A 20,337-nucleotide genomic window follows, 5' to 3' on the forward strand; every position below is an offset into this window, starting at 1 on the left:
CAAACCCCTTTTCTTACGCTTTTTGTGTGCCTAAATCTGCAAGTACGTCTAAAATTTCTTTGTAAAACTCTTCACGTGTACCATTACGGTGAATTTCTTTATATAACTCACCATCTTGAATGAATAAAATACGCTGACAGTAACTTGCACTGTATGGATCATGCGTAACCATCATAATCGATACGCCTTGTTCTTTATTTAAATTTGTCATCGCATTAAGTAAACTAGTTGCATTTTTAGAATCAAGAGCTCCTGTTGGCTCGTCCCCTAAAATAATTGCAGGCTCATGCACTAACGCACGTGCTGCTGCTGAACGCTGTTTCTGTCCACCAGATACTTCAGATGGGTACTTTTGAAGTATTGTTACAATCCCTAACATATCAGCTACCTTTTCTACTTTCGGCCCAATTTTTCGTGATGGGACACCTTGAAGGGATAATGGAAGTGCAATGTTTTCGTAAATAGATAAATTCTCTAATAAATTAAAGTCTTGGAAAATGAATCCTAACTTTTGCGAACGGAAATCAGAAAGCTCACCTTGCTTCATTTTCGTAATATCCGTTCCTGCAATTTCAATAACGCCACCCGTCGCTTTATCAAGAGTCGAAATTACATTTAATAATGTTGTTTTGCCAGAACCAGATGGCCCCATAATTCCTACAAACTCCCCCTCTTGAATCGAGAATGAAACACCTTTTAATGCGTGTGATTGATTCTCACCTTTTTTACCGTACACTTTTTGAATGTTTTTTACGTCTACAACTGGTTTTATCATATATATCCTCCTACGTTTGTATGATTGATAAGCTACTGTTTGAGTTGTTTCTTTTTCGTTTCCACTTGCAATGCCTCATCTGTAAAAGTATTAAACTTGTACCCCACCAATATATATCCTTTTATTTTTCAAAATAATAAGTCCTTTCATATTTTTGCAATACATAAAAATAGATATCAAACGGGATATATTGTATTCAATTTGGACATCCATTTTTAGGAATACACGTAATAGACCATCTAAGTAATAAATTTGTTCCCCGTTAAGATAAGAAAGCACTAGGTGTTTTGTTAAGAAAACAAAATGAATTGCATAAAAAAATCCATTTTCGCTATCTCAAAAAAAGAATCATTGCTGCAGATTTTATAAACTGTATAATGGCCGGCTCATGCACAAGTATACATGTTGCTGCCCACTAGATACTTCAGGTGGATACTTTTGGAGTATTGCTAAAATTCCTAACATATCAGCTACCTTTTCTACTTTCAGCCCAATATTTCGTGATGGAACACCTTTAAGGGAAAGTGGAAGTACAATGTTTTCGTAAATAGATAAATTCTCTAAAGTCTTAGAAAATGAATCCTAACTTTTACGTACGGAAATCAGAAAGCTCACCTTGCTTCATTTTCGTAATATCCGTTCCTCCAATTTTAATAACGCTGCTTTATCAAGTGTCGAAATTACATTTAATATTGTTGTTTTACCAGAACCAGGTGGCCCCATAATTCTTACAAACTCGCCCTCTTGAATTGAGAATGATACAACTTTTAACACATGTGATTGATTCTCACCTTATTTACCGTACACTTTTTGAATGTTTTTTACATCTACAACTGGTTTTATCATATATATCCTCCTACGTTTGTTTTTTCATTATCCGTTTTACATTTCTTTAAAATAAACTGCTATTTAATTAATTTTGCATTTACCTTATGTAATAAAATGAACTTTTACATTAAAATCAGTTTCCTGGGTCTCCTCCATGTTAGAATATAAAATATTATTCAAATTATTTTAGTCCCATAAGCTAAAAACACCCTTGTACACTTAGAAATTTACGGTTTTAGAATGAAGAAACAATTTTGTGTAATCATTTGAATTATAAATAAAACATATTAAGAACTAATGATTATATTTCTTAATTTTTCTTAAGATAATCTATAAAAACCAAACCATAATGGGGAGATTATTTCATAATTGATTCTAGTACAAATAATAAAAAACAAAATTAGATATTGATTCCTATTGGAATCAACTCTAAAGCAGTTATTCCATGCCAATCACCTGATATGTAGATCGAGACATACATTCTGCTTTTTAAATTGCAATATAGAAGGTGTAATAAAAAAACATATTGCAGGAATAGAGGGAAATACGTAGTTTACAAAGGATATTTTCATTAAGTGAGCATATATGGCGCTCTCTAAAAGTATAAAATCTAATTCATAATAAAAGTAAGTCTATAACATATTTTTACACGTATCTCGCTTGTCCCCAAATTAAATCCGTATCCATTGAGCGTTTCGAATATCGTGTATTATAAATTTTTTTGATTGAGTATAAAATTTTGAATTCGTTCTATTTTGATATATTTAGATACTCTTTAAAATTTCGTTTTATATTCCGATGAACAATATTAAATAATATTATTTGTTATACCAACAGAAATATTAAACACCACATCCATGATCTGTTGGAAAAATTATTTGTGAGATACATCTTAACGATGTAATTCCGTATAAAGTAGTAAATCATAAAAAGTTATTTGCTAGAATAATTCTATTGCAAAATTTAAAATTAAGTAAAACGAATTTCATTTCAGCTCCAAGGTAAATAAGCACCTTCTATATTTTTCAATATTACAAAATATCAATAAATATAGAAGGTGCTGGTTCTATCCATATAGACGTAATTTTTTACTTTTCTGTAATATTTACAAAATTGACGGCTCTCTTGTCCTCAGTGCCTAAAGCCGTATTCACTTTATCTATTTCCTTTCTTAATTCGGGTGCTTTCCCTTGATTGACTAAATTAAGATTCCCAAAAGATTTATTAAAAGTTAGAAATTGTCTTGTTTTTTCTTTCCCATTTATTTCTTTAAATAATGTATCATCTACAATTAATAGGATCACGTTGGATCCACCACGATATGGAGATAGCCATACATCCCCTTTATATTGAACATTCATTTTTTTCTCATCAAATGTTAGTTCTTTCAAGTCTTTATATTCTTTATTTGCAAATAAAATAATTTCATCTTTTTTTATTTTGGGTAAAGAATCCAGGGGAATTGAAGATGTGAGTCCACTATTATTATCTCTCTCACGTATAAGCCCTTTTTTATTCATTTTTTCAGCAGTTGTTTTACTTATAAATAGCACTTCACTATTATTAGAATCCCCAAAATCCGCTGGGAGCTTTATGTTGTGTTTTTTATTTTCTATGGTCCCTTTTTTTATTGCATATAAATCTTTTGATATAGTTATATCTTTGTATAAATCTATTATAGAATTTCTAGTTTGTTCGTCTATCTCGCCAACCTCTATTGCAAGTCCATTTGCTGGAGAATCTTTTGCACCAAATAATGAACATGCTCCTAACATGGTAATAGAAATACCTGCTACTATTAATAATCTTAGTCTTTTTTTCAACCTATATTCTCCTTCTTTTAATTATTTTTGAATTAAAAAATCGTTTTATACATTTTTTTCAAGTATTGAGAACGAACAAAGTAAAAGTATATAATTTGCAAAACTAAGAAACAAATTAATACCATAACTGAACTACCCAAGACTGAAAAATTGGCTAACTTTTGTAAGGCCATAAAAGCAACCGTACTATGTGTAATCGCTATTGAAATTGGTAAAAAGAATAACAATGTAAGTTGACGTGACACAACTTTCTTTAATTCCGGTTTGCTTAAACCGACCTTTGCTATCATTTTATATTGCTGCTGATTTCGTTCTAAGTCTGTGTATAACCGGAAATATAAAAAGCTTGCGGCAAACGTAAAGAAAACAATGCCTATTAATACACTCATGATAGATGCAAGTCCAAACCCTTGCCTCATCTCTATCCATGTAAGAATTAAAGCCGAAAATGTATATTTTTCGCTGTCTACTATATGCTCATTTATACCTTTATTATCCTTCTGAAAAGCAGCTACAATATTTTCCGCAACTTTTTTTGTTTTCTCCCAATCTTTCACAATAAAACCATTAATAGTGTTTTCAAAATAGTAATTCTCTGGATCCGGTATCATTTGATTATATACAGCGTCTGGTACAATAATTATCGTTACTCTTGTATCTTGTAATTCTTTCGGAGTAAGTATTTTATTTACATGCATATCTTTTTTTATATCTCTATACAACAATTGAAAGTTATTTTGATTAGATTTTGTATTAGCAACTTTTCTTGAAGGTATGACAACACTATCATTTTCATCTTTTAAGCTTTCTTTTTCAAAACCAAATGCCTTAGCTAACTTATTATAATCACTTAATTTTATAACGGTTGATAATAAATTACTGTTATAGAGAGTATCTCGAATTTGTTTTATTGAATAAGTCACCTGTTTGAAATTAAACTCACCATCATGGAGTTCGCTTTCTATTTTTTTTAAATGTTCTTTTTCTAAATGGTTATTATTATAAGACTGATAAGAAAATGCAAAAGGACTTTCCGATTCAGCCATGGATGAGTTGCCTAATCCCATACAAGTCCCCACTGCAGTGAAGGCAACGGTAGAAATAATAGTGACCATAAAAAACATTTTTGCATTATCTTTTAATTGATACACTAAATCTGAGATGGTTAGTATGTTTGTTTTCTTAAAGAAAATATTTTCCCTTTTCTTTAATGCACGTAACACATACACACTGAGCTGGGTAAATAAGAAGTACGTTCCAAGTACAACAAAGCTCACCCCTGCCCCCATCATGAATAATACATAATTCGAACCCTTGTACTGAATTGCGTTAATACTATGGAAAACAGCCGTATATCCTAATCCCATACAAATAAGTGCGAATAAAGATAGCCAAAAGGGTGCTTTTGGTTCAGGCTTTGGCTTTTCCTCTGCTTTTATTAATTCTACTAATTGCTCTACATTTACTAGTCGAGTAGTGAAAAGTGAAATAAATAAAAATAGTAAGAAGAAAGCTCCAAATGTTATTCCAATTGCTTTAAAGGGCATGTAAAATGGGAGTCCTTTATCAATTATTAACAGATTGTTGCTCATAATTAAGATAAACTTAGAGAACGCCATTCCAATTGTAATTCCTGTTAAAATAGAAGCGATACCAATTATTATATTTTCAATAAATACTAATTTATTCAACTGTGAACGTGACATCCCATGTAGCATTAGAATTCCAAAATCTTTTTTTCTTGTTTTTAAAAATGCACTTACAGAATATAGGATAAAGAAGAATGAGAAGAAAAATATTAACCCCTGCGATATCTGTAGTTCTGACTTTGCAACTGTATTAATTGTTACACTGGTAGCAAGATCGCCTTGTAAATTAGGATGAAATGCAAGTAATGCATAAGTAAAGAAAATCATAATAGCAAACGTACTACTTAAAAAATGAGCCAAATATGTTCGTTTACTTCGAATGACGTTATTAAACGCGAACTGTCGAAAAGTCATTTGCATTTCCTCCTAACAATGCTAAAACCTCTAGAATTTTTTGATAGAATACTTTGCGATTATCTCCACAATAAATCTCATTGTATAACTGTCCATCTTTGATAAACACAATTCGATCACAATAACTTGCAGCCATTGCATCATGTGTCACTAACATCATCGTTGTGCTATTTTCTTTATTAAGCCTTGTCAATAGTTCCATCACATCACGCGCTGATTTTGAATCCAGATTTCCTGTAGGTTCATCTGCAAGTAATAATTTTGGATTATGAATAGTAGCACGCGCGATTGCGGTTCTTTGTGCTTGTCCCCCAGAAATTTCATACGTACGTTTATCTAATATTTCAGTTATCCCAAGTTTTTCAGCAATAGCTTCCACTTTCCTTTCCATTTCTCTAGGATTTACACCATCAAGCGTAAGTGGAAGAACAATATTTTCTTTCACTGTCAATGTATTAAGGAGATTAAATGATTGAAAAACAAACCCTAATTCACGTCTCCGAAATAAAGACAACTGATCTGGAGATAACAGATATGGATTTTCTCCATGAATTATTACTTCTCCTGATGTTGGAGCATCTATAGTAGACACCATATTTAATAGCGTTGTTTTACCACTCCCAGATGGCCCCATAATTCCTACAAATTCACCTTTGTTTATTTTTAAATCAATATGGGATAATGCTGTATATGAAATTTTCCCAGGATAAACTTTCCCTAAATCTGAAACATGTAGTATCTCCACAAGTATTTCACCTTCCATTTCTCTTTTCGATACATGAAGTGTAACCTATATATAGTATGTCTCATATCGATTTCCCTAACATTTATCTAACAAGTTTGTAAGATTCAAAAGAAAAAAACGATGAAAAGTTTACCTTTCATCGGTTAACGAGATGCATACGGGAATATTATTCTAACTATTGTTCCCTTATCTACCTCAGATTCTAGCTCAATCTTATGATTTAATTTTCCACATACTTCTTTAACAAGATATAATCCCATGCCAGTAGACTCTTTAAATTTTCTACCGTTTTCTCCAGTATAAAATGGATGGAAAACACGTGGTAAATCCGCAGTAGGGATACCCACTCCATAATCTCTTACTTCCAAAATAATTGCTCGTCCTTTGGAATACGCCGATACTATTACTTTCTCTTTCTTACTTGATGAATATTTAATTGCATTTGACAGCACTTGATTGAGTATAAATCGAAACCACTTCTTATCTGTTTCTACAATAAGACTCGGATCTACTTTTACCTGTGGATACACATAACTACGTATAAACAGACGTTTATTTTCATGAATAACAGAATCAATCATTCCCAATAATTGCAATCTGTCTACATGAAAATCTTGTTCAAATGTTTCTAAACGAGCAACATATAAGACCATTTCTAATCCTTTTTTTATTCTTTCCGTTTCTTCATTAATACTGTCAAATCGAGAGTCATCTGCATCTTGTGTAATTAACTCAATAACAGAAAGAGGTGTTTTCATTTGATGAACCCACTGATTCATAAAGGTCATTTGTTCTTGTTGTTTTCGTTCCCATTTTTTTAATTGGTTTTGATAATATTGATATTGAGTTTGTAGTAATTTATCTAAGGCCATTGATAATGGCGTCAAATCACTATCTTTTATTGACTCATTTAACGTTTCCATTGGTGTTGATAGACGCTTGTAGAATGAACGATGACTATAATAACGATATATTAGATAACCCATTAATAAAAAAACACCCAAAAATACAGAATATAATGCTGTCAAAATATGTGGATAACCATCAAACCAATATATAAAAAGAATGATAAGCAATTGGGCAAATGTATAACAAATGAGTGGAATATGTTCTTGTAAAAATAATTTCATTATTCCTTTCCTTCTTTCTCCCAAGTAGCATGCAAACGATATCCAGCACCACGAACTGTCTCCAGTGCATTTTCAATACCTAAATCTTGCAACTTCCTTCTAATTCTCCCTATATTTACACTCAATGTATTCTCGTCTATATATGAACTATCCCATAGTTGTTCCAAAATCACTTCACGTTTTACAAGAAGTGGAGACTTTGTTATCAATATTTCCAATAAAGTTGTTTCTTTTTTAGTAAGTATAATTGTCTTATCTTCTAGTTGAAGTTCCATTCTTTCTGGGAACAGGAATAGTCCTGATTGCTCAACTATTCGTTCTTTTACTTTAGGAGCATATTCACCGTATGCTCTTCTGAGTTGACTACGGATTTTAGACATTACAACTTCATAATAAAAAGGTTTCGTAATATAGTCATCACCACCATTTTCTAAAGCCATAACTTGATCCATCTCTCCACTCCTTGCAGATAGAAATACAATTGGACAAGTAGAAATAGCTCGTATTTGGCGACACCAATAATAACCGTCAAAATTGGGTAAATTTACATCTAATAGCACTAAATCTGGTTTAATCTTTTGAAATGTATCTAAAACATTTTCAAAATCCTCTATCATAACACTTTGGTATCCATATTTTTCAATATGCGTTCCCAGTAATTCAGCGATTTTTATATCATCTTCTACAATCATGATTGTATTCATATCTTTCTCTCCTCTAATGGCAGTGTGATTTTTAAAGTTCGTTTGGCTTTTTATATTTAATTTATTTAATAGAGTTGATATATTACATGCATCCTTAAATGCAATTAATATAAAACAAAGCATATATTTGTTGTTTTTTTCAAAAAATTTTAATACTTAGTGCGTTGATATAAGAAACCATAACACAATATTTTAATGACTTTTATCTTCGTGACTTTGGAATAATGTTTAATTTAACATAACTTGCTACTTCATTTCAATTTCACAAAAAAATATATTGTAAGTGCTATATTAATCAGATATTAAAATTGCCAACTATTTTATACAGACTTTACTACTAGCGTTAGTTTATTGGATATTAAGAATTTCAATTATTAAATCCAACTATTTGCTAGACTCATACCAAATATGAATTCTTCTTCATCTAAACTATTAGTTTTTTTGTAGTAAAAAAACTACATCCCATATAGAATGTAGTTTTTCTAGCTGATTTATTTATTTTTCACTTCATTTTTATAAAAAGTAAATAATGGTTCAATGGCTGGACTAGATAAAAGAGGAATTGCCTTCTCAATCAATTCTCTATCCCAATCAAACCAACGCATTTCCATTAGCATATTAATTTCTGTATCAGTGAACCGTTTTTTTATTTCCTTAGCAGGATTACCGCCCACTATTGTATATGGCGGAACATCTTTACATACGACAGATCCTGCCGCAACGATTGCACCTTCACCGATTGTAACGCCAGGCATTATTGTAGCATTCATACCAATCCAGGCATCACTTTTAATGACTGTATCACCCTTCGGTTCATAAGATTGTCCGATTTGCTCAGCGAATGGATACACTGTAATCCATTCAGCGTGATGATTATGATTCCCACCCATTAGAATGACAACTCCACTTGCAATACAAACATAATTTCCAATAATGAGCTTATCAAGATGCCAACCCATCTGTTCAATTGGATTGAAAAGTGTTTGGGACTTAGCATCGCCCCATAAATACCTTACACAACCATCTTCAAAATTTTGATTTCCATAATACCCTGAATAATAGGAGTACTCTCCTACTTCAATGAGTGGATTTGTTACTATATCTTTTAAATACTTTGTTTCAGACCAATGATTAAATAATGGATGCTTCATAACTATATTCCTCGCTTCTAAGTATTGTAGATTTTTGCAATTTTTCTTAGAAGCTTAATACGACAGCGACATTTTTAAACTTTTTCAAACGACGAATCATTATCTTCCAGCCTTTCAGTTATAATGAAAAATCATAACGTAATAAATTACACAAGTCAAATTAACCAAGTTATAATAAATCCGAGAATGCGGACAAGAAAACCATTTTATATTTTTTTTGAAACTCTTTATTTTTTTATTTAAATTACGGTACATGAAATTCACATGACACTTGTGTAGTAATACTTTCTCCTTATCAAGAGGATATAATATTACAGCAGCACTTTTACATAGATGTAGCTTTTGAATAAAGTTTGATTAAATTAACTTAACTTAATAAACCTTGATAAAAGAGCGAATAGAAAAAGCGTGTTTTGAAAAAAAGATTGATCAAAATACGCTTTTTCTATATTCAATTGAATCATCCTTTTATAAAAAAGTTTGATGATTTTTGTGAACCTTACCAATTAAAGCGCCCGACTGTGGTAGATACATTATCCTCAATTACTTCTTGGGGTAGCGTCAGGAAAATGCGGACTTACAACGCTAAGGAAATGTCACTTATTAAAAAAGCCGATTTCCATCTCAAGGAATCGACTTTTTAGTTCATTAAGTAAGAGGTTTGAAAAAATAGCCTGTATATATTTGAACGATGAATAACTTACCTATTTTCTTGTGTTTATTTGCATTACATAAAGAAAATTCAGAAAAACATAACGTATTATTTATCTGTTTGTTTTTGCTTCTTTTTCAAATACTCCGCACGCAATTTTTCAAGTTGCTGCTTTTTATCAAATTTGGCAGGCATCTGTTTTTCATGAAACTTTGCCACAGCTGCCTGACCTTTGTAATCCAATTGATATTTCCCCACTTTGTTCACCTACTTTTCTTGTCTTTAAAGAGAATCTATTCAACAAATATAATATACCTTATTTTACTGAAGTAAACCTTATTAGTCAAAGGAACTTAAAGTAAAAAGCTTGATAATAAGGGGAAAACCAACCTAAAAAGTCGCTTTCCTTAGGTAAGGGAAAGCGACTTTTTGTGTAGTCTTATTCAATTAAATGGCCCGATTGTTGAAGAAAGAGATACTCTGCAAAATAGATCTTTTTATCAAACTTTATTTTAAATCAACAATAGGTAAATTTCTTGGCCATTATTTTGCTTCACATAAAATTCTATACAAAAAAGCAACCTATAAATTTAGGCTGCTTTTTATTCCGTCTTTTATTACTTAGCTAATTCTTTCGTTCCCTGCATTACATCAACGAAAAATCCCCAGTTATTCACAACAGAAGAAATACTAATATGTTCATCTGGAGTGTGAACATTAAAGATATCTGGACCGAATGAAATAGCATCTAACTCAGGCATTTTTTGAACAAATACACTGCACTCAATTCCTGCATGTACTGCGAAGATTTCAGCATCTTTGCTGTATTTTTCTTGATGCACTTTTTCGAATAAATTACGGATAGGCGAATTAGGATTATATGGCCACTCTGGATATTCAGACTCTTTTTCAAATGTTGCCCCTACTAATTCCGCAATATACTTAATTTCATCTACAATATGTTGTTTTAAGCTACTTACAGAACTTCTCACTTCGCTTCGTAATTTAATCTCATCTTGCAGTGTTTGAATAACTCCTAAATTAGTTGAGCTTTCTACAAGACCTTTAATATCCATGCTCATACTTTGTATACCATTTGGAATTAAGAATAATGAAGAAATAAGCTGTTTTTGTGTTTCTTTAGAAAAGACTTTTCCCGCCTTTTCTTCTACTTTTGTAAGTGAAACATGAACATCCGGATCAACAGCACGTAGCTCTTCTTGTAACATACGTGTCCATGATTTTAGTTTTTCTTCTACTTGCTGTACATCTTCTGCACGTAATAAAATTGTAGCTACACTTTCACGCGGAATTGCATTTGTTTTTAAGCCGCCATGAACTTCACTCATATTAAACTGAATGTGAAGTGATAAATCACGTAAAACTCGTCCTAATACTTTATTCGCATTACCGCGTTGTTTATCAATTTCCAAACCAGAATGTCCACCTTTAAGTCCCCCAACATATAGTCGGTATGTGTCCATATCTACTGACGCTTCATCCCAAATCACTGAAATCGTTTCAACTGCTTTCGCACCACCTGCGCTACTCACTAGTAATTTATGATCTTCTTCAGAATCAATATTAATAAATATTTTTCCGTCAAAATGATTTGAATCAACAGCGAATGCACCGCCCATTGTCGTTTCTTCTTCAGTTGTAATAACAACTTCTAAAGCTGGATGCGGGATGTCTGTTGAATCTAATAATGCTAATGCATATGCAACGGCAATACCATTATCAGCACCTAAAGTAGTTTCGTTTGCATATAACATATCTCCAATAATTCTTAATTCAATTGGATCTTTCTCAAAATCATGAACTGTCGCTTGGTTTTTTTCACACACCATATCAGAGTGCCCCTGAATGATAATAGCTGGAACATTCTCATAACCAGAAGTAGCTTCTTTTTTTATAATGACATTTAACGCTTCGTCTTGAATAACTTCTAAATTACGTTCCTTTGCGAAACTCACTAAGTAATCACTAATTTCTTTTTCATTACCTGATCCTCTAGGAATCTTTGAAATTTCTGCAAAATGATAAAATACAGGGTGCTTTGTTAATTGTTCTAAAGTAGAATACATTTTTAAGCTCCTCTCCAATTGACAAAATAATATGTACGTCCTTTATTATTATACCATGATTCATTATTTTACTTTTATTTTAAGATTTCAAAAATTCATTATAACCTATTCATTCTATCCTCATATTTTTTAATTTAGTGTAAATAAGCTATACTCTTACAAGATTGTAAGAGTGCTGTAATCAAAATCGATTTTTCTATAAAAAAAGTAACCGTATACTTTAAATACATAATTTAAAGGAGATAATGAAAATGAAAAAAATTTTATCTGTTATTACACTAAGTTTATTATTTTGCAACTTAACTATCGGGTGTGAAAGAGCTTCTCTAAATAGAATCGGTAAGGATGTATATTACGTACAGATAAAAGGTGAAGGGTTTATTGAAAAGATAGAAGGTAGAAACTTACGGAACTACACATTGCCGGCATATGATGAAGATGGAGTAAGAAAACAAATTACATTTAGAAGTAAAAAACAATCAAACGATCAAAAATTAAATGAAAAGGCATTTTTGTGCATTTATGTAGACCAAGAAAATAAAGATAAAAATGAAATATCATCGATTGAAGTAAAATCCTATGAAGAAATTCAAAAAGCGGATTTACCTTTAAAAGTAAAAGAAAAGTTTAATGCAAAATGAAAAATAAAGGAAAATGCTCTTATGCATTTTCCTTTATTTTTTTCACTCGAGCATATTTCGAACTATTACTATCCATAAGTTTTTCTAAACGATTTATATTTTCTGTTAATGCACCTTTCACAAGAGAGAAATCTGTATTTGATTCTTCTTTTTTAGTTTTAAAAAACGAAGATTTTTGAGCATTTACTTCTGCCATCTCTTCTCCCCCTTTTCAAAAAGATACAACCTTTTATTTATATTATATAGCAAATGCAGACAGAGTGTACACGTATCATTTTCTTTTTAATTCTTCTTCTAACTCTTCTACTTGCTGCAAAGTATCTCCTTTTATTAAAGAGAAATCTGTTGTATCTTCATTATCTTCTTTAAAAAAATCATTGTCATAATCTTTTATCACTACAATCACCTCTACGTGCTAGTGTAGGAATGATTGTCCAATTTTATACAAGCTTGTCTGAATTTGTTCTCCCTTTATGTATAGGTGAAAAGGACAGAAAAAGATTCTGTCCTTATTTACTAAAATAACTATGATGAATTGTTAAATTATATACATTTTCAAAATCTCGATCTTGAAGGTTATTTTTCTTCCCATCAATAACAATGAAAACATCACTAACTATTTTTGCTGGTATAATTCCGACATTTTCTACTTGCACCGCTTTCTGCTCATTCAATTGCTCGATGTGTTCTAATGGAACAATAATACTAAATTGAGAGCGGATACCACGAAAGTTTGTATTTAATTCCTTCACCGCTTCAAATACAACAATTTTCGCACCAATCTTTTCCCCATATGAATCTAAAAATGTGTTTAAGCTTTTTGTATATTCCTCTTCCGTATGCCATTCCATTGTCCCAAAGGCTGTTGGATTCACATTTTGAATAATTGTCGTATATATTTCTCCTCTTGCTTTTGAAGCAATTAATGACCTTTTAATTGATTGGACCGTCTTTCCAATATCGCTGAATTTTGCGCCCCATATTTCTGAAATATTTGGTGTCAAAATGAATGCAATATCAACGAAAATTACCATCGCAGTAAACATTAAAAGATTTTTCCAGAGGGTTAAATCTATTCCTTTTATCGTGAAATAAACTGTGACTGATGTTATGAACAAACCGTACCACGTTTTTCGAATTCGTTGTTTCTTCTCCTCGTACAACTCTTCATTTCTCCAATAAAAGAAAACAAGAACAATAAAGACGATTGCTAAAATAAATAAGCCAATTCGAATGTTAGAGATCGTCAATCACATCACCCTCCATTCCAAAACTACTCACGATACCATTACATGCACAAACAGCTCTCTTTATGACAAAAGACGTGGACAACCTTCTAAAGTTAGCAACATCGCATATACATTAGAAGCAGGCCACGTCTTTTATCCCGCATTAACGGGCAGTAAGCCCCCCCACCTCAAAATTCAGCGAAAGCAAAGACGTTAGGTGAGGGATCAACTGCCCATAAAAGCCCGATTGGTGAAGGCTAATAATCAGTGCGGGATGAACACCCTCCACTGATTAAAGTTTCACTTTATCATGAATCTACATTGTATATGTAGACAAGCATGCGTTTCAAATTTTCATGTTAAAAAGAAATATGTTTCGGAATTTCCCCTTCAGGTACTTCTCCATCCATACTTAAGTAATAATGACGAATCGGACGTAATTTTTCATCTAACTCATAAACAAGCGGAATGCTAGTTGGAATATTTAATGAAACCACACCATCACTTGAAAGGTTGTCTAAGTATTTCACTAGCGAACGAATTGTATTACCGTGCGATGAAATAATTACTTTCTCACCACTTTTTAATGACGGTGCAATTTCTGAATGCCAATAATCAACTACTCTTTTCTCCGTATCCTCTAAACATTCAGTCAATGGGAATTCATCTTTTTTTAACGTTTTATATCTTGGATTGTTCGCCTCATATCGAGGATCATCTTCAGTAAGTGCAGGCGGTCTCACATCTATACTTCTTCTCCAAATATGAACTTGTTCATCTCCATATTTTTTTGCAGTTTCGTCTTTATTCAATCCTTGTAGTGCACCATAGTGGCGTTCATTCAACTTCCATGAGTTATGTATAGGGACCCAAGTGAGATCCATTTCATGCAGTACAATCCATAATGTACGAATTGCTCGTTTTAGTACCGAGGTATACGCAACATCAAATGTATATCCATTCTTTTTTAATATTGTTCCTGCTTCTCTCGCTTCACTTAATCCATTCTTTGATAAATCCACATCTGTCCATCCTGTAAATCGATTTTCAAGATTCCACAAACTTTGTCCGTGACGAATGAGTACAAGTTTTATCATTATAATTCCCCTCTCGGAAATATGAATTTTAAAATTTCAATACGTACACATATAAAGTTTTTGGCAATGTGAATTTTTTATCCATAGTTGCCAAATATACAGATAAAAATTTATGATTTTCCAAACTACAAAACAAGATACTGTTTCTATCTTTTATTCTACTCGTATTTCACGCTTAGACGTCCATGCATCAAATCCTGAACGGCTATTTGCCATTTCATTCATAACTTGATGCCAATTTTCTTCACATGATTCGCCAAACTGTGAGAAAATAGCTCCCATTTGTTCTCTTTGAACATCGCTCAGTTTTTTCTCTAAGTCTGTTCCTTCTTCTGTTAAAGACAGCTGTTTCACACGACGATCATGTGCAGCTTCATTACTCTCAATAAGTCCTTTATCTAACAGTTGGCGCAACGGTCCGTGAAGAGCTTGTTTACTTATTTCTAAAAGTGATAGCAGTTCATTTACACTAAGCCCTGGAAAACGAGCGATAAAAAACAGAATTCTATGATGTACACGCTGTATACTATACTCTTTTATTATTTCATCTGGTTTTTCTGTAAAAGTTTTATATGCAAAGTAAAATAATGCTAATGCCTCATTCATTTGCTCTTCTTTATGTTGTGTCATCTACTTTCCCCCTGTATGTAAATTATACCACAACTCAATTATGAATAATTAAGTTGGTATATTGAGCCTAATTTCTTCATTCTAAAACCAACAAATTTCAACTATTATATTTTTTGAAGGTTGTTTAATTCGTAAACCATACCTTCAAATAAAGTATCCAAATTATTTTTTAAAGAATTCTTAAGGAAATAGGTTAAATTCAAATAATAAATATTGTAAAATTTATTTATTAATATTTTTTTGAAAAACTCAATTGTGATTGGAGTGTTATTGTATGCAAACAAAAAAAGTTTATCTTTATGTATTTAATACGATGTCAGACTGGGAATATGGACATTTAATTGCAGAACTAAACTCAGGAAGATATTTCAAAAAAGAGTTAGCCCCTTTAAAGGTAGTTACAGTAGGAGCTAATAATGAAATTATTACTACGATGGGAGGACTGAGCATAAAGCCAGATATTTCCCTGGATGAATGTACTCTTGAGAGTAACGATCTTTTAGTTTTACCTGGAGGGACTACTTGGGGGGAAAGCATTCATCACCCTATCTTAAAAAAAATTGGTGAAGCGTTAAAAATCGGCACTATTGTTGCTGCCATTTGTGGTGCAACTGAGGGGTTAGCGAATTTTGGATACCTAGATTCTAGAAAACATACAAGCAATGATTTAGAATATATTAAAATGGTTTGTCCTAATTATAAAGGAGAACAACTTTATAAGATGGAACCTGCAGTATGTGATGAAAATTTGATTACTGCATCAGGAGTAGCTCCTCTGGAATTTGCAATGGAAGTATTGAAAAAAATTGATGTATTTGCACCAGATACGTTACATTCATGGTATAACCTAAATAAGACTTATAAGCCTGAATACTTCTTCCAGTTAATGAATTCAATTACTAGATAAGCTGAAAAAATTAAATTAGCAGTTTTATATTATATAAAAAACTTAAAAAGCACCCCTAAAGTCGTTATAAATACAACCGATGACGGTTGTAAAACAAAAAATAAAAGGGATGATACATATTTATCTTGTATCATCCCTTTTATTTTTCATAACATTAATATCACCATATTATTTTAATTATTCATCTCCAGCAAGAGTTAACTGCCAAGACACACCATACTTATCATTTAACCAGCCAAACTTTTTACTAAACGGATATGAACCTAAAGGCATAAGAACTTTTCCATCTTGTGCTAGTTTATTAAAAACTGTTTCGATTTCCTCTTCCGTATCACAAGTTACATAAAGAGACATAGCTGGAGTGAATGTAAAATCATGCTTTACATAACTATCAATACACATGAACTCTTGTCCATTTAGCGTAAAAGTTGCATGAATTACAGTTCCCTCTTTACCTGGTCCATTCTCATCATAACGAGAGATACTTACAATTTCTGATTGATTAAATAGCGATGTGTAAAAATTCATCGCTTCCTCAGCTTTGCCCTCAAACATTAAAAACGTAGTGATTTTTTGATTTGTGTTACCCATTTAGAGACATCCCCTTGTTATGTATTTATGCAAAACATACATCGGACAATGAAACCGAACGTATATTCTTATAAGTGTATTGTCTATAAAAACGATGAGTTTGTCAATTATCTATGTTTTATTTCTTCTTAAATAATGCTGTCCAAAGAAATGATTCTCCAAACATATTATTTGGTTGTTCAATTTGCTTCATAAATCGAACTTATCGTGTATATACTAATTTCAAAATAAAGAACAAAAAAGAGCCACGATTTTTCGCGACTCTTTTTTGTCTATCTAATAAATAAAATGATTTACAATCATATCTGAAATTTTATCGGTGATTGTTATTATTTATCAACTTATCGACAAATAATAACAACCCTCTTTATCCCGATTACTATTTTAAGATTTAACGGCCACGTCTTTGCTGACCTTGTTTTGCACTACTTTTCTTATTACTTGGCTTATTAAATGATCGATTGTTATCATTTCTAGAACTATTTCTTGAATCGTTTCTTGGTCCACCTTTTGAACCACTTCTTGAACCTTCACGGCTATCTCTTTGACGATATTGACCTGATTTCTTTGGAGCCGGCTTTTGTACCGGTTTTCCATTTTCATCTACATTTTTTATCATCGGTTGTTCGATTATTTCTCTTTGTATTGGTGCACCAAGCGTTTTTTCAATTTCTTCTAAATGTTTTTCATCTTTCGCTGCAACGAACGTAATTGCAAGACCTGATCCACCTGCACGTCCTGTTCGGCCAATGCGGTGAATATAACTTTCTACATCTTCAGGGATATCAAAGTTAAATACGTGCGTTACACCATCTACATCAAGTCCACGAGCTGCTACATCCGTTGCGATTAAGTACTGAATTTTAGCTTCGCGGAAACTCTTCATAACTCTTTCACGTTTCGCTTGAGGTATATCACCATGAAGTTCAGCACAATTATAACCAAGTCCCTTTAAATTGTCATAAAGCTTACTTGCTCTAACCTTTGTACGACAGAAAATAACTGCTAAAAATGGCTGATCACGATCCATAACAAAACGAAGTGCATCTGGCTTTGCACGATCTGTCGTCTCAATGACACGCTGCTCAATTGTATCTACCGTTACTTCTTCACTTTGTACTTGAATCATTTGTGGCTCTTCCATATAACGTTTCGCCAATTTTTTAATATCTTTTGGCATCGTTGCTGAGAATAACATCGTTTGTTTACTATCAGGTGTCTCATCTAAAATATCTTCAATATCATATAAGAATCCGAAATAAAGCATTTGATCTGCTTCATCTAGTACAATCGTTGAGAGATTACTTAAATCAATTGTTTCACGTCGTATATGATCTAATAATCGTCCTGGTGTCGCTACAACAATATGTGTATTACCTTTTAATTTTCTCAATTGTTGTGCTACATCTTGTCCGCCATATATCGCTAGTACATTAATATCTTCTCTTTGAACAAGCATTTTTTTAATTTCAGTTGTAATTTGCAGTGCTAGTTCCCTTGTTGGTGCAACAATTAAAGCCTGAACATCACTAGACTCTGGATCGATTTTTTCTAAAATCGGTAACACGAATGCTAACGTTTTACCCGTTCCTGTTTTCGCCTGCCCAATAATATCTTTACCTGACATAATAACAGGAATTGCCTTCTCCTGAATCGGTGTTGCTTCTGTAATTCCATTTTCACGTAATGTATGATTAAAAGTTTCACTAATTCCTAATTCTAAAAAGTTTTTCAAATAGACCACTTCTTTTCCTTATTTTTCACATTAGCTTTCATTGTACCATTTGTTTCGCCAAATATGAAAAATAAAAAAATTCTTATCTTCTTTTTTTATATTCATCCTGTACTAGATGAACAAATTCTTTTTGTTTTTTCTCGGATTTTATTAATGCTTCTATATTTGCAGAAGTCAAAATATACTTTTTAATTTTTCTATTACTCCAAATTAAACTTGTATACTTCGGATCTTCGTGTAACCTTCGAAACCACTCTAATTCACTTAATTTTGCGATATAATGTTTTAATTTCATGTCATTTCGAGGATAAAATAAAATAACATCTGCTATTATATCAAATAATGAGCCCAAATTATTCCCTCCTATAACTTCTTTAATGAAGATATTAACGTAATTTTTAAAATCATTGTTTCACCAATTCAAAATAAATTACACCAATATGTACATCAAGGAACTAAGTTCTACAATTTAATATGTAATACGAAAGCATTATATAACCTTCATTTTGATTTAGCATATGAGCTTATCTTTCAGAAAGATGGTTTGCAATATAAAATGGAAAAATCCTAATAGTGCATTAGAGATATTTATTATTTTTCATTATAATTTTTATAGCCTTACCATATCAATTTGGGAATTTTGTGCGTTTAGAAAACCATTTAGATACATTTAGCCATATATTGTACGCCAATAATATAGTAGTAAGAACTTTACAAATGAAGGATATAGAAAGAGTAAGGGGGCATGGTTAATTACTCATGAAGGTATAGTGCGTTAGATGAATAAATAGGCTTCATTTGCAACAACATAGTATGTTTTCCCTTTACTGCTGTGTGCTTTGTACTGTGGCGAACCATTGACACTCACTTTTGCATCAATCATAAATCCCTGCATCTACAGAACCAGCTCCATCTTTATATTTCCAAGATGGAGCATCCTAGAAACGTAGATCGTCCACTTTGAAAACAATACGTTTTCAAGGTGGACAAATAAACTGTGCTTTTCTTATCGAGTAGCAACAGATACTTCTGAAAGAAATAGACTACATCGTAATAGGGGTTATATTCACAGCTGTAATTTTACAAGTTGAAATTGCAAACCTAACGGTTGTAGTTGGATTTATAGGTAATGTCCCTAGTACTATCCCAAGTCCTGTTTGTTCCACGCTAAAATCTGCTGCAATAGAACCATTACTTGCTAAAAGACTTACCGTAGATCCGATAAACGCATCCAGTAATTGTCTAATTGGTCGTTCGCGACATTCACACTCGCATCCTACATCGGTAGGTGGAAGTAATGTAATAGGTGGTCCTGGTGGTAAAAAACCTACCCCTGTTACATCAGATATATTGACCACAAAGGTTGTGGTGCCATCTGTAACTGTAACTAAAAAATCATTCACAGAAGTGATAGTAAATAGAAAGAAAAGCGGGGGCGTGTTGGGTGTGTCTGCAATAGTGCCAAGAATAACAGTTTCTCCAATAAGTTGTTGTAAAACGCTTTGCATAGGTAAAACACAGCAATCACAAAGACAACCTTCTGTTCCTCCTGTTGGGCCTGTTTCTCCTGTTGGACCCGTTACTCCCGTTGGACCCGTTACTCCTGTTG

At 32.2% G+C, this 20,337-nt stretch carries 20 protein-coding genes and 4 pseudogenes; 3 read left to right on the forward strand and 21 right to left on the reverse strand.

From position 1 onward, the window contains the following. Nucleotides 1-13: 13 nt before the first annotated feature. From B5P40_RS16130 to B5P40_RS16175, 10 genes are all read right to left on the reverse strand, one after another. Nucleotides 14-775 carry an ABC transporter ATP-binding protein gene (locus tag B5P40_RS16130; protein ID WP_002127436.1) on the reverse strand — a complete coding sequence of 254 codons (762 nt, stop codon included), beginning with the start codon at nucleotides 773-775 and terminating at the stop codon, nucleotides 14-16. Nucleotides 776-1,396: 621 nt separating this feature from the next. Then, nucleotides 1,397-1,549, reverse strand: coding sequence for an ATP-binding cassette domain-containing protein (locus tag B5P40_RS34030; protein ID WP_309252102.1), 153 nt, complete (start codon nucleotides 1,547-1,549; stop codon nucleotides 1,397-1,399). A gap of 1,142 nt (nucleotides 1,550-2,691) precedes the next feature. Then, entirely contained in the window at nucleotides 2,692-3,426 is a 735-nt protein-coding gene (locus tag B5P40_RS16145; RefSeq protein ID WP_113709449.1) for a lipoprotein BA_5634 family protein, read from the reverse strand. A 32-nt stretch (nucleotides 3,427-3,458) separates the two neighbouring features. Continuing rightward, the gene (locus B5P40_RS16150; protein ID WP_113709450.1) at nucleotides 3,459-5,429 is read right to left on the reverse strand and encodes an FtsX-like permease family protein; all 1,971 of its coding nucleotides are present in this window, start codon (nucleotides 5,427-5,429) and stop codon (nucleotides 3,459-3,461) included. After that, the gene (locus B5P40_RS16155) at nucleotides 5,404-6,174 is read right to left on the reverse strand and encodes an ABC transporter ATP-binding protein (RefSeq protein ID WP_113709451.1); all 771 of its coding nucleotides are present in this window, start codon (nucleotides 6,172-6,174) and stop codon (nucleotides 5,404-5,406) included. Before B5P40_RS16155 ends, B5P40_RS16150 begins: the two co-directional genes overlap by 26 nt. A gap of 143 nt (nucleotides 6,175-6,317) precedes the next feature. After that, nucleotides 6,318-7,304 (reverse strand): sensor histidine kinase, encoded by a 987-nt coding sequence (locus tag B5P40_RS16160; protein WP_002127431.1) that lies wholly within the window; start codon nucleotides 7,302-7,304, stop codon nucleotides 6,318-6,320. Beyond that, a complete protein-coding gene (locus B5P40_RS16165; RefSeq protein ID WP_002085517.1) occupies nucleotides 7,304-8,008 on the reverse strand; it encodes a response regulator transcription factor in 705 nt (234 codons plus the stop codon). Before B5P40_RS16165 ends, B5P40_RS16160 begins: the two co-directional genes overlap by 1 nt. Nucleotides 8,009-8,499: 491 nt before the next feature. After that, nucleotides 8,500-9,159 carry a CatB-related O-acetyltransferase gene (locus B5P40_RS16170; RefSeq protein ID WP_002185858.1) on the reverse strand — a complete coding sequence of 220 codons (660 nt, stop codon included), beginning with the start codon at nucleotides 9,157-9,159 and terminating at the stop codon, nucleotides 8,500-8,502. A gap of 760 nt (nucleotides 9,160-9,919) precedes the next feature. After that, nucleotides 9,920-10,069 (reverse strand): hypothetical protein, encoded by a 150-nt coding sequence (locus B5P40_RS32805; RefSeq protein WP_002127428.1) that lies wholly within the window; start codon nucleotides 10,067-10,069, stop codon nucleotides 9,920-9,922. Between the two features lie 359 nt (nucleotides 10,070-10,428). Further along, nucleotides 10,429-11,898 carry an aminoacyl-histidine dipeptidase gene (locus B5P40_RS16175; protein ID WP_002127427.1) on the reverse strand — a complete coding sequence of 490 codons (1,470 nt, stop codon included), beginning with the start codon at nucleotides 11,896-11,898 and terminating at the stop codon, nucleotides 10,429-10,431. Between the two features lie 251 nt (nucleotides 11,899-12,149). On the opposite strand from B5P40_RS16175, the gene B5P40_RS16180 reads away from it, so the two are divergent. Beyond that, nucleotides 12,150-12,539: a YxeA family protein gene (locus tag B5P40_RS16180; RefSeq protein WP_002085522.1), complete on the forward strand. Its 390-nt coding sequence runs from the start codon at nucleotides 12,150-12,152 to the stop codon at nucleotides 12,537-12,539. Nucleotides 12,540-12,558: 19 nt separating this feature from the next. On the opposite strand, the gene spoIISB is transcribed toward B5P40_RS16180, so the two are convergent. The 5 genes from spoIISB to B5P40_RS16200 form a co-directional block, all read right to left on the reverse strand. Continuing rightward, on the reverse strand, nucleotides 12,559-12,735 hold the full coding sequence (gene spoIISB, locus B5P40_RS32810) for a stage II sporulation protein SB (protein WP_002017052.1): 177 nt from the start codon (nucleotides 12,733-12,735) through the stop codon (nucleotides 12,559-12,561). 75 nt (nucleotides 12,736-12,810) lie between these two features. After that, nucleotides 12,811-12,936, reverse strand: coding sequence for a hypothetical protein (locus B5P40_RS16185; protein WP_000588712.1), 126 nt, complete (start codon nucleotides 12,934-12,936; stop codon nucleotides 12,811-12,813). A 112-nt stretch (nucleotides 12,937-13,048) separates the two neighbouring features. Then, entirely contained in the window at nucleotides 13,049-13,789 is a 741-nt protein-coding gene (locus B5P40_RS16190) for a type II toxin-antitoxin system SpoIISA family toxin (protein ID WP_002032139.1), read from the reverse strand. A gap of 338 nt (nucleotides 13,790-14,127) precedes the next feature. Beyond that, the gene (gene gpmA, locus B5P40_RS16195; RefSeq protein WP_002032137.1) at nucleotides 14,128-14,865 is read right to left on the reverse strand and encodes a 2,3-diphosphoglycerate-dependent phosphoglycerate mutase; all 738 of its coding nucleotides are present in this window, start codon (nucleotides 14,863-14,865) and stop codon (nucleotides 14,128-14,130) included. A gap of 153 nt (nucleotides 14,866-15,018) precedes the next feature. After that, nucleotides 15,019-15,495 carry a MarR family winged helix-turn-helix transcriptional regulator gene (locus B5P40_RS16200; protein ID WP_113709452.1) on the reverse strand — a complete coding sequence of 159 codons (477 nt, stop codon included), beginning with the start codon at nucleotides 15,493-15,495 and terminating at the stop codon, nucleotides 15,019-15,021. Nucleotides 15,496-15,769: 274 nt separating this feature from the next. Between B5P40_RS16200 and B5P40_RS16205 the strand changes: the two genes are divergently transcribed. Next, a complete protein-coding gene (locus B5P40_RS16205) occupies nucleotides 15,770-16,402 on the forward strand; it encodes a type 1 glutamine amidotransferase family protein (RefSeq protein ID WP_113709453.1) in 633 nt (210 codons plus the stop codon). A gap of 177 nt (nucleotides 16,403-16,579) precedes the next feature. Here B5P40_RS16205 and B5P40_RS16210 read toward each other — a convergent pair whose 3' ends face one another. The 4 genes and pseudogenes from B5P40_RS16210 to B5P40_RS16225 all read right to left on the reverse strand — a co-directional run bounded on the left by B5P40_RS16210 (nucleotide 16,580) and on the right by B5P40_RS16225 (nucleotide 19,080). After that, a complete protein-coding gene (locus B5P40_RS16210) occupies nucleotides 16,580-16,993 on the reverse strand; it encodes a VOC family protein (RefSeq protein WP_002012925.1) in 414 nt (137 codons plus the stop codon). Nucleotides 16,994-17,111: 118 nt separating this feature from the next. After that, nucleotides 17,112-17,195, reverse strand: a pseudogene (locus tag B5P40_RS16215) (SAM-dependent methyltransferase); the annotation flags it as partial. Nucleotides 17,196-17,384: 189 nt separating this feature from the next. Beyond that, nucleotides 17,385-18,737 carry a DEAD/DEAH box helicase gene (locus tag B5P40_RS16220; protein WP_113709454.1) on the reverse strand — a complete coding sequence of 451 codons (1,353 nt, stop codon included), beginning with the start codon at nucleotides 18,735-18,737 and terminating at the stop codon, nucleotides 17,385-17,387. 73 nt (nucleotides 18,738-18,810) lie between these two features. Continuing rightward, nucleotides 18,811-19,080 carry a hypothetical protein gene (locus tag B5P40_RS16225; protein ID WP_113709455.1) on the reverse strand — a complete coding sequence of 90 codons (270 nt, stop codon included), beginning with the start codon at nucleotides 19,078-19,080 and terminating at the stop codon, nucleotides 18,811-18,813. An 18-nt stretch (nucleotides 19,081-19,098) separates the two neighbouring features. On the opposite strand from B5P40_RS16225, the pseudogene B5P40_RS33480 reads away from it, so the two are divergent. After that, nucleotides 19,099-19,287 (forward strand): annotated as a pseudogene (locus B5P40_RS33480) (hypothetical protein); the annotation flags it as partial. 216 nt (nucleotides 19,288-19,503) lie between these two features. Here B5P40_RS33480 and B5P40_RS33485 read toward each other — a convergent pair. Continuing rightward, a pseudogene (locus B5P40_RS33485) lies at nucleotides 19,504-19,705 on the reverse strand (N-acetylmuramoyl-L-alanine amidase); the annotation flags it as partial. Nucleotides 19,706-19,771: 66 nt separating this feature from the next. Then, nucleotides 19,772-20,337: pseudogene (locus B5P40_RS16240) on the reverse strand (hypothetical protein); the annotation flags it as partial.

It is taken from the genome of Bacillus sp. SRB_8 (assembly GCF_003264205.1).
GTDB lineage: Bacteria > Bacillota > Bacilli > Bacillales > Bacillaceae_G > Bacillus_A > Bacillus_A mycoides.

Bases quoted from the DNA above. Each gene is read 5' to 3' on its own strand.
- B5P40_RS16205 (WP_113709453.1), top strand. From the start codon at position 15,770: ATGCAAACAAAAAAAGTTTATCTTTATGTATTTAATACGATGTCAGAC.
- B5P40_RS16200 (WP_113709452.1), bottom strand. From the start codon at position 15,495: ATGACACAACATAAAGAAGAGCAAATGAATGAGGCATTAGCATTATTT.
- B5P40_RS16165 (WP_002085517.1), bottom strand. From the start codon at position 8,008: ATGAATACAATCATGATTGTAGAAGATGATATAAAAATCGCTGAATTA.
- B5P40_RS16180 (WP_002085522.1), top strand. From the start codon at position 12,150: ATGAAAAAAATTTTATCTGTTATTACACTAAGTTTATTATTTTGCAAC.
- B5P40_RS16175 (WP_002127427.1), bottom strand. From the start codon at position 11,898: ATGTATTCTACTTTAGAACAATTAACAAAGCACCCTGTATTTTATCAT.
- spoIISB (WP_002017052.1), bottom strand. From the start codon at position 12,735: ATGGCAGAAGTAAATGCTCAAAAATCTTCGTTTTTTAAAACTAAAAAA.
- gpmA (WP_002032137.1), bottom strand. From the start codon at position 14,865: ATGATAAAACTTGTACTCATTCGTCACGGACAAAGTTTGTGGAATCTT.
- B5P40_RS16150 (WP_113709450.1), bottom strand. From the start codon at position 5,429: ATGACTTTTCGACAGTTCGCGTTTAATAACGTCATTCGAAGTAAACGA.
- B5P40_RS16210 (WP_002012925.1), bottom strand. From the start codon at position 16,993: ATGGGTAACACAAATCAAAAAATCACTACGTTTTTAATGTTTGAGGGC.
- B5P40_RS16130 (WP_002127436.1), bottom strand. From the start codon at position 775: ATGATAAAACCAGTTGTAGACGTAAAAAACATTCAAAAAGTGTACGGT.
- B5P40_RS16170 (WP_002185858.1), bottom strand. From the start codon at position 9,159: ATGAAGCATCCATTATTTAATCATTGGTCTGAAACAAAGTATTTAAAA.
- B5P40_RS16160 (WP_002127431.1), bottom strand. From the start codon at position 7,304: ATGAAATTATTTTTACAAGAACATATTCCACTCATTTGTTATACATTT.